2 protein-coding genes are annotated in these 508 nt (G+C 59.6%); both read left to right on the top strand.

Annotation, left to right across the window (positions count from 1 at the left end):
• On the top strand, positions 1-220 hold a 220-nt coding region (locus A3730_RS12110; RefSeq protein ID WP_197477466.1), incomplete at its 5' end, for a Na+/H+ antiporter subunit E.
• Positions 214-483 (top strand): K+/H+ antiporter subunit F, encoded by a 270-nt coding sequence (locus A3730_RS12105; protein ID WP_063521628.1) that lies wholly within the window; start codon positions 214-216, stop codon positions 481-483. The genes A3730_RS12110 and A3730_RS12105, both read left to right, overlap by 7 nt.
• Positions 484-508 lie beyond the last annotated feature (25 nt).

The raw sequence follows: 508 nt of genomic DNA, 5'->3' as shown, positions 1-508 counted from the left end.
CCCGGGCTTTGTGGAATTGCCGCTGGAGCTGGAAGACGACTTTGCCATTGCCTTGCTCGCCAGCACCGTCTCCCTGACCCCGGGTACCGTGTCGGCGGACGTGAGCCCGGACCGCAAGGCATTGTTGGTGCATGCGCTGGATGTGGATGATGCGGCGGCGCTGGTGGCGGAGATCAAGCAGCGCTACGAGCGGCCGCTAAAGGAGATTTTCGAATGCTAGAGACGGCTATTTCCATTGCATTGGCACTGATTACCCTGGCCTGGGTATTAAACCTGTACCGGCTGGTCATCGGCCCGTCGCTACCGGACCGGGTGCTGGCGTTGGACACCATGTACATCAACAGCATTGCGTTGATTGTGGTGTACGGCATCCAGGTGGACAGCAAGCTCTATTTTGAAGCGGCCATGCTGATCGCGCTGATCGGCTTTGTCAGCACCGTGGCGGTGGCGAAGTACGTCACCCGCGGGGATATTATTGAATGAACGCCGGATGCCCGAGGCCTGACGC

The sequence above is a fragment of the Alcanivorax sp. HI0044 genome (genome assembly GCF_001634945.1).
This window is presented reverse-complemented; position numbering and strand designations above follow the sequence as displayed.

Excerpts from the sequence above, each read along its gene's own strand:
- A3730_RS12105 (WP_063521628.1), top strand. The coding sequence starts at position 214 with ATGCTAGAGACGGCTATTTCCATTGCATTGGCACTGATTACCCTGGCC.